At 42.2% G+C, this 6,465-nt stretch carries 8 protein-coding genes and 1 rRNA gene; all 9 read left to right on the top strand.

All coding sequences use genetic code 11. From position 1 onward, the window contains the following. Positions 1-73: ribosomal RNA gene (gene rrf / locus ACIGG7_RS23745) — 5S ribosomal RNA — on the top strand; the annotation flags it as partial. A gap of 740 nt (positions 74-813) precedes the next feature. Next, entirely contained in the window at positions 814-1,005 is a 192-nt protein-coding gene (locus ACIGG7_RS22915) for a sigma factor G inhibitor Gin (protein ID WP_224945596.1), read from the top strand. A gap of 155 nt (positions 1,006-1,160) precedes the next feature. Continuing rightward, positions 1,161-2,579: an aminotransferase class I/II-fold pyridoxal phosphate-dependent enzyme gene (locus ACIGG7_RS22910; RefSeq protein WP_397551116.1), complete on the top strand. Its 1,419-nt coding sequence runs from the start codon at positions 1,161-1,163 to the stop codon at positions 2,577-2,579. Positions 2,580-2,593: 14 nt separating this feature from the next. Next, positions 2,594-3,226 carry a dTMP kinase gene (tmk, locus tag ACIGG7_RS22905; protein ID WP_397551115.1) on the top strand — a complete coding sequence of 211 codons (633 nt, stop codon included), beginning with the start codon at positions 2,594-2,596 and terminating at the stop codon, positions 3,224-3,226. Between the two features lie 131 nt (positions 3,227-3,357). Continuing rightward, positions 3,358-3,687, top strand: a complete 330-nt coding sequence (locus ACIGG7_RS22900) for a cyclic-di-AMP receptor (RefSeq protein ID WP_224945593.1) — start codon at positions 3,358-3,360, stop codon at positions 3,685-3,687. Positions 3,688-3,702: 15 nt separating this feature from the next. After that, entirely contained in the window at positions 3,703-4,143 is a 441-nt protein-coding gene (locus ACIGG7_RS22895; protein WP_224945592.1) for a YaaR family protein, read from the top strand. 17 nt (positions 4,144-4,160) lie between these two features. Next, a complete protein-coding gene (holB, locus tag ACIGG7_RS22890; protein ID WP_224945590.1) occupies positions 4,161-5,144 on the top strand; it encodes a DNA polymerase III subunit delta' in 984 nt (327 codons plus the stop codon). Between the two features lie 7 nt (positions 5,145-5,151). After that, positions 5,152-5,979, top strand: a complete 828-nt coding sequence (locus tag ACIGG7_RS22885; protein WP_219170339.1) for a PSP1 domain-containing protein — start codon at positions 5,152-5,154, stop codon at positions 5,977-5,979. Between the two features lie 14 nt (positions 5,980-5,993). Further along, the gene (gene yabA, locus ACIGG7_RS22880; protein ID WP_224945589.1) at positions 5,994-6,374 is read left to right on the top strand and encodes a DNA replication initiation control protein YabA; all 381 of its coding nucleotides are present in this window, start codon (positions 5,994-5,996) and stop codon (positions 6,372-6,374) included. Positions 6,375-6,465 lie beyond the last annotated feature (91 nt).

Below are 6,465 nucleotides of genomic sequence, written 5' to 3'. Positions count from 1 at the left end.
CACGGAAGTTAAGCTCTTCAGCGCCGATGGTAGTTGGGGGATCTCCCCCTGTGAGAGTAGGACGTCGCCAGGCAATATGTGAAAAGAGTAGCTCATTGGAGTTACTCTTTTTTTGTTGGTTTGAAGTTCGAAGAACCATTGGTTTTGTTTCATTCTCATTGGACGCACTGTGAGGGTAGGGAGGGGCAAGAAGGTCGAGGACACGAGGGAGTGAAGACCTTCGTTCAGGCTTCCACACGAGGATCTGAATGAGTGAAGCGGACGAAGAGATTCGCCGCTCATTGTGAGTTACTCTTTTTTATTATTGGAAAGAAGTAGCTGATGTTTCGTATTAGGTGAAAATTGGTAAAAGACGCATATAACAAAAAAGTGACGCAATTCCCTCCGAAAACGACGCAAAAAAGATAAGAAAGACGCATTCCTCACCAAGCCAGTCCATTCTAATGTTACAACTTCCCAGCAAAAGTCCTCAAAAAGCTCATTTCCCCGTCAACTCTGCTCTGAACTTGCTCGAAATGACCTTATTTTCTCCAGATTTCCATCTTAATCTCCCCGTTTACCACCAGATCCCCTACTCATACCCCAACCAACAAAATCAACACATTCCCCTCTCCCAATCTAAAACATTATCAAGGCGTGCCACCAATATGCCAACATCTTTTCACAATCTTTTTTAGAGAGACATACACAGACATGGTGACAGTTACATAAGATTAGAGTACACTTGATTATTCTGTCAGTTTAAATGTTTAAAATTATGTATACAATTAGTGGTTTTGAGGCAGAATTGATTGTATGGAGGTGGAGAGCCCTATGGAGCGTAAGGCTGCTTTGGAAGAGTGTATCGTATGTCACGTTGAGAAGAAGGTTGGAATCCATCTATACACATCGTTTATCTGCACAGAATGTGAGAATGAAATGGTTCATACAGAAACGAATGATCCTTTGTATAAAACGTTTATTCAAAGGCTGAAAAAAGTGAATACTCCTCAAATCTACTCATAACCAGAATGTATACATGGTTATGATTTTTTTTGTCAATATTGCCAGTTTCCTAGGTTCATACGTTTACAATCGATAAGATTTGAATTATCCAGCCCATTGAGGAGCACGGGTGTGATACGATATGTATGGATATTTTTATTGAGGAGATACGTTGAATGAAGCGAGATCATACACGAACCCCGCTTATTGAAGCGATAGAAGGACATCGGTCCGTTAACCCTATTTCATTTCATGTGCCGGGGCATAAGAACGGATTAATGATGATGGGAAATCATTCTTTTTATCAAGGGGATCTTACAGAGTTAAGCGGACTGGATGATTTACATGATCCGCATGGGGCGATAGCGGAAGCTGAGGACATGCTTGCGGATGTATATGGTTCATTGAAGAGTTATTTTTTGGTGAATGGGAGTACAGTCGGGAATATCGCGGCGATTCTTTCTTCCTGTGAACCTGGGGATATGGTGTTTGTTCAACGGAACTGTCATAAGTCAGTGTTGAACGGTATCAAACTTGCCCGGGCTGTTCCGGTATTCATCGAAACAGAGTGGGATCAGGCAGGGACTTCCCTTGGTGTTCGGTTTGATTCCGTGAAGAAGGCGCTGTTGGCGTTCCCGCATGTGAAAGCATGTGTACTGACGTATCCGACTTATTATGGATATGCCTATAATATTAGAAAGATAATGGAAGAGTTACATAAATACGATGTCACGTGTATCATTGATGAGGCCCACGGTGCTCATTTTACTTTGGGCACACCTTTTCCTGAGACTGCTTTGGATTGTGGGGCAGATATTGTGATTCAATCGGCACATAAGATGCTTCCGGCCATGACGATGGGGTCGTATTTACATATTGGAAGTAATCGGGTGAATGGGCGTAAGGTAAAAGAGTATTTAGCTATGCTACAATCAAGTAGTCCGTCGTATCCGATTATGGCATCGCTTGATTATGCGAGATCATATGTCGGGACGTTTTCTAAAGAAGATTTGGATCAAACGCTTCAGGACGTCAGCGGTTTTTTGCAAGCACTCGAGGAGATTCATCCTCAGCTGATCATTGAACAGTCACATGATCCCTTAAAGCTTATCTTGAAGCTTGAGGGACGGACGGGATATGTGCTGCAGGAATGGCTAGAGTCAGAAGGGATTTTCCCTGAACTTGCTGATCCTTCACAAGTATTACTGATCCTTCCTCTTGTAAAGAGGGGACTTTCGTTTCCATACGAAGAGGCGGTCAAAAGGATATCCAGGGCGCTTGAGAATGCACCGGTTGTAGAGGTGAGCCCGGTCATACGTCCAAAGCATTCAGTAAGGGAATCCCACTTCTCCACCTTAGAGTTGGCGCTTGAGGAAATGGACGCGAAGACGGAAGTCCTTGTTTCACTGGATGAGGCGGAAGGTGAGATTTCGGCTGGAATGGTGACGCCTTATCCACCAGGAATTCCTCTGTTGGTACCTGGTGAAAGGATCTCAGCCGAGGTAATCTGGCGGTTAAATGAGTATATAGTGAATAAGGCAAATATACAAGGTCATCATCGTTTGGTTGACCGCTGTGTGTTTGTGTATCGATAAGCGGAGGGAAATAGATGACAAAAGGATTGTTCATTACCGTTGAAGGCCCCGAGGGAGCCGGGAAATCAACGATATTATCAGAGTTATATCAACAACTGAAGCAGGATGGATTGGATGTTGTTCAGACGAGGGAACCTGGGGGCATTTCAATTGCCGAGCAGATAAGGAAAGTCATATTAAATACAGACAATACCGAAATGGATATGCGGACGGAAGCTCTGTTATATGCCGCTGCGAGACGGCAGCATCTGGTGGAGAAGGTGATCCCGGCCCTTAACGAAGGAAAGGTCGTCATTTGTGATCGCTTCATTGACAGCTCCCTCGCGTACCAGGGGAATGCCCGTGGAATCGGGATGGAAGAAGTCATGAATATCAATCAATTTGCGATTGAGGATAGAATGCCGGATTTAACGCTTTACTTTGATATCGATCCTGAAGAAGGGTTAAAGAGAATTGCTAAACATAATGGTAGAGAAGTGAATCGTTTAGATCTGGAATCAATGGATTTTCATACCCGTGTCTGGGATGGATATCAGAAGTTAATCGAACAGTATCCGGATCGTATCCAGGTCATCGATGCGAGTAAGGGTAAGGAAGCCGTGTTAGCGGATGCATATGAAATCGTGACGGGTTACTTGAACAAGTAAGAGAATAAGAGGACGGACTTCTAAGCAAACATCTATGCTAAGAAGTCCGTCTCTTTTTTAGATGAAGCATTGGAGTCCTTTCAATGATATAATAGAAGGAAGTAAATGGCTTTATAACGGAGGAATCATTCATGAAGGTAATTATGGCAGTTGTGCAGGATAAAGATAGCAATCGTTTGTCTAATGCCCTGATGGAACATAATTTTCGTTCGACAAAATTAGCGAGTACCGGTGGGTTTTTGAAGTCCGGTAATACCACATTCATTATTGGTACGGAGGATATCCGTGTGGAGAAGGCGTTACAGGTCATTAAAGAAAATTGTCAGTCCCGTGACCAAATGGTGGCACCTGTATCCCCTATGGGAGGAAATGCAGATTCTTATGTGCCTTATCCTGTTGAAGTGGCTGTAGGTGGAGCAACGGTTTTCGTTCTCCCTGTCGATCAGTTTCATCAGTTCTAAAGTGAGGTTCAACGTATGAAAATTAACCAAGACCACCGTGTGTCTTTAGATAATGTCGCGAAAGACCAGAGATCTGTCAATTCTGGTCAAGTCAAGTTCGGGCAGCTTGTTCAGAAGCATGATCAGAAGATGCAGATGGACCAGCTCAATAAGCTTCTTGTGACGATAGAAGATGCCGGAAGCCGTTTAGCAAAGTCCAGGACGTTCAAAGATCTTGCCAAGTATAAAACATTGGTCAAGAAGTTTGTGCGGGAAGCCGTTGATTTTGGAATGGACTTGAAGCAATCCCATACATGGAATCAGTATGGAGAGGGACGAAAGCTAAATATCGTCGAAACAGTTGATCAGCATCTTGTTGGTTTAACTGAAGATGTGTTGGATAAAGAGAAGAAATCCATTGATATATTAGGAAAGATCGGGGAAATAAAAGGTCTCCTTATTAATCTTTATATGTAAGAGAGTGATGTTAAGACATGTTGTTTGAAGAGATACAACCATTTCAGCCCGTCGTCCTTCAGATGCTGCAGAATAGTATATTGAAGGATCGTGTCGCTCATGCTTATTTATTTGAGGGTGAAAAAGGGACACGAAAGAAAGAAATGAGCATCCTGTTCGCCAAAGCACTGCTTTGCCTGAACCGGGTGGACGGTAAGCCGTGTGAAGAGTGCAACAACTGTAAAAGAATTAATCACGGAAATCATCCGGATCTCCATATCGTCGAGCCTGATGGTCTATCCATAAAGAAGGACCAAATTAAAAGTCTGCAAGAAGAATTCTCGAAGACGGGTGTAGAATCCAAGAAGAAGATTTACATCATTGTCCATGGAGATAAAATGACAGCTAATGCGGCTAATAGCCTACTAAAGTTTCTTGAAGAACCGTTAGCGGATACAACCGCGATTCTGATCACTGAGAATATTCATAGGATCTTGCCTACGATCCTTTCAAGGTGCCAGACGATTTCATTTAAGCCGTTACCGAAAGAACAACTGACGAAACAATTAATGGAAGAAGGAATACAACCACATTTTGCCACTCTCGCAGCAAACTTAACCAATCATTATGAGGAAGCTGTAGAAATATGTCAAAATGAGTGGTTTGCACAAGCAAGAATAATAGTGTTAAAATTATATGAAGTCCTCCAAAAAAGTCCCTTCCAAGCAATGGTCAAAATACAAGAGGATTTTGTACAGCACTTCAAAGAAAAAGATCAAGTCGATCGAGCTTTGGATCTTTTACTTCTAATATATAAAGACTTACTTCATATCCAGCTGGGAAAAGAAGAACAGCTCGTGTACCCGGACCAAAAGGAAAACTGGAAATCAAACGCACTTCAAGTATCAACCAATCGTCTTTCTACTAATATGACGGTGATCCTTGAAGCAAAACGCAAATTAAACGCCAATATGAATTCGCAGCTGCTAGTAGAACAGCTTATGCTAAAACTGCAGGGGTGATGGTCCTTTGTACGATGTTGTAGGAGTTCGCTTTAAAAAAGCGGGTAAAATCTATTATTTCGATCCCGGTGAACTGGACATTCAAAAAGATTGCTATGTAATCGTTGAAACCGTTCGCGGAGTCGAATTCGGTAAAGTAGTCGTAGAGAGAAAGCAAGTCGGAGAAAACGATGTAGTGCTTCCTTTGAAAAAAGTGATCCGGATCGCAGATCAAAAGGATCGTTTGATTGTAGATGAGAACAAGTCGTCTGCAACGGAAGCCTATAACGTATGTTGTGATAAAATTAATCAGCATCAATTAGATATGAAATTGGTAGATGTAGAATATACATTCGATCGTAATAAAGTCATATTCTATTTTACGGCTGATGGACGTGTTGATTTCCGGGAGCTGGTGAAAGATCTGGCCTCCATTTTCCGTACGCGTATTGAACTTCGTCAGATTGGCGTTCGTGACGAAGCAAAAATGCTGGGTGGTATTGGTCCTTGTGGCCGCATGCTATGTTGTTCAACCTTTTTAGGGGATTTTGAACCTGTATCCATAAAGATGGCGAAGGATCAAAATCTATCTCTTAATCCAACGAAGATTTCAGGTTTATGCGGACGTTTAATGTGCTGTCTGAAATATGAGAACGACGAATATGAAGCAGCAAAAGAAGAATTACCTGATATCGGAGAAGTGATTAAGACACCTAATGGGAAAGGTAAAGTGGTAGGTCTTAATATTCTTGAGCGTATTCTTCAGGTAGAAATCAAAGAAGAAGAACGGGTTCTGGAATTTACATTAGATGAAATTATGAACGAGGGTGCCGTATCATTCCAAGCCACAGAGTAACGGGGTGTAGTGTCGTGGATAAGAAAGAGTTCTTTGATTCAGTCAGTAACATGGAACAACAAATTGGTCATTTATATCATCAATTGGGTGAGCTCAAACAATGCCTAGCTGAGATGTTAGAGGAGAATAACTCTTTGAAGCTTGAAAATGAGCATTTGCGCCGTAGACTGGAACAAACAGAGAACTCACCTAAAAAGGTACAAAAAAACAGCGATGCGGGTACGACGAGTGAGTCAGACATAGACTTAGAAGATAAAACACTGGATATCGGAGAAGGCTATGACAATCTAGCCCGATTATACCAGGAAGGATTTCATATTTGTAACATACATTTCGGAAGTCCCCGGAAGGATGAAGACTGCTTATTCTGCCTTTCTTTCTTAAACAAGAAATAGAGGAGCACCTCATCCTCCCGAAACAGCATACAAATCACAAGAAGGACTGATCCATGTCTAGTGGGATTGGTCCTTTTTATTCGAAAAGCGT

Source organism: Rossellomorea sp. NPDC077527 (genome assembly GCF_044542955.1).
In the GTDB taxonomy this organism is placed as follows: domain Bacteria; phylum Bacillota; class Bacilli; order Bacillales; family Bacillaceae_B; genus Rossellomorea; species Rossellomorea aquimaris_E.
This window is presented reverse-complemented; position numbering and strand designations above follow the sequence as displayed.

Coding starts and splice junctions, on each gene's coding strand:
- tmk (WP_397551115.1), top strand. CDS start 2,594: ATGACAAAAGGATTGTTCATTACCGTTGAAGGCCCCGAGGGAGCCGGG.
- ACIGG7_RS22895 (WP_224945592.1), top strand. CDS start 3,703: ATGAAAATTAACCAAGACCACCGTGTGTCTTTAGATAATGTCGCGAAA.
- ACIGG7_RS22900 (WP_224945593.1), top strand. CDS start 3,358: ATGAAGGTAATTATGGCAGTTGTGCAGGATAAAGATAGCAATCGTTTG.
- ACIGG7_RS22910 (WP_397551116.1), top strand. CDS start 1,161: ATGAAGCGAGATCATACACGAACCCCGCTTATTGAAGCGATAGAAGGA.
- ACIGG7_RS22915 (WP_224945596.1), top strand. CDS start 814: ATGGAGCGTAAGGCTGCTTTGGAAGAGTGTATCGTATGTCACGTTGAG.
- holB (WP_224945590.1), top strand. CDS start 4,161: ATGTTGTTTGAAGAGATACAACCATTTCAGCCCGTCGTCCTTCAGATG.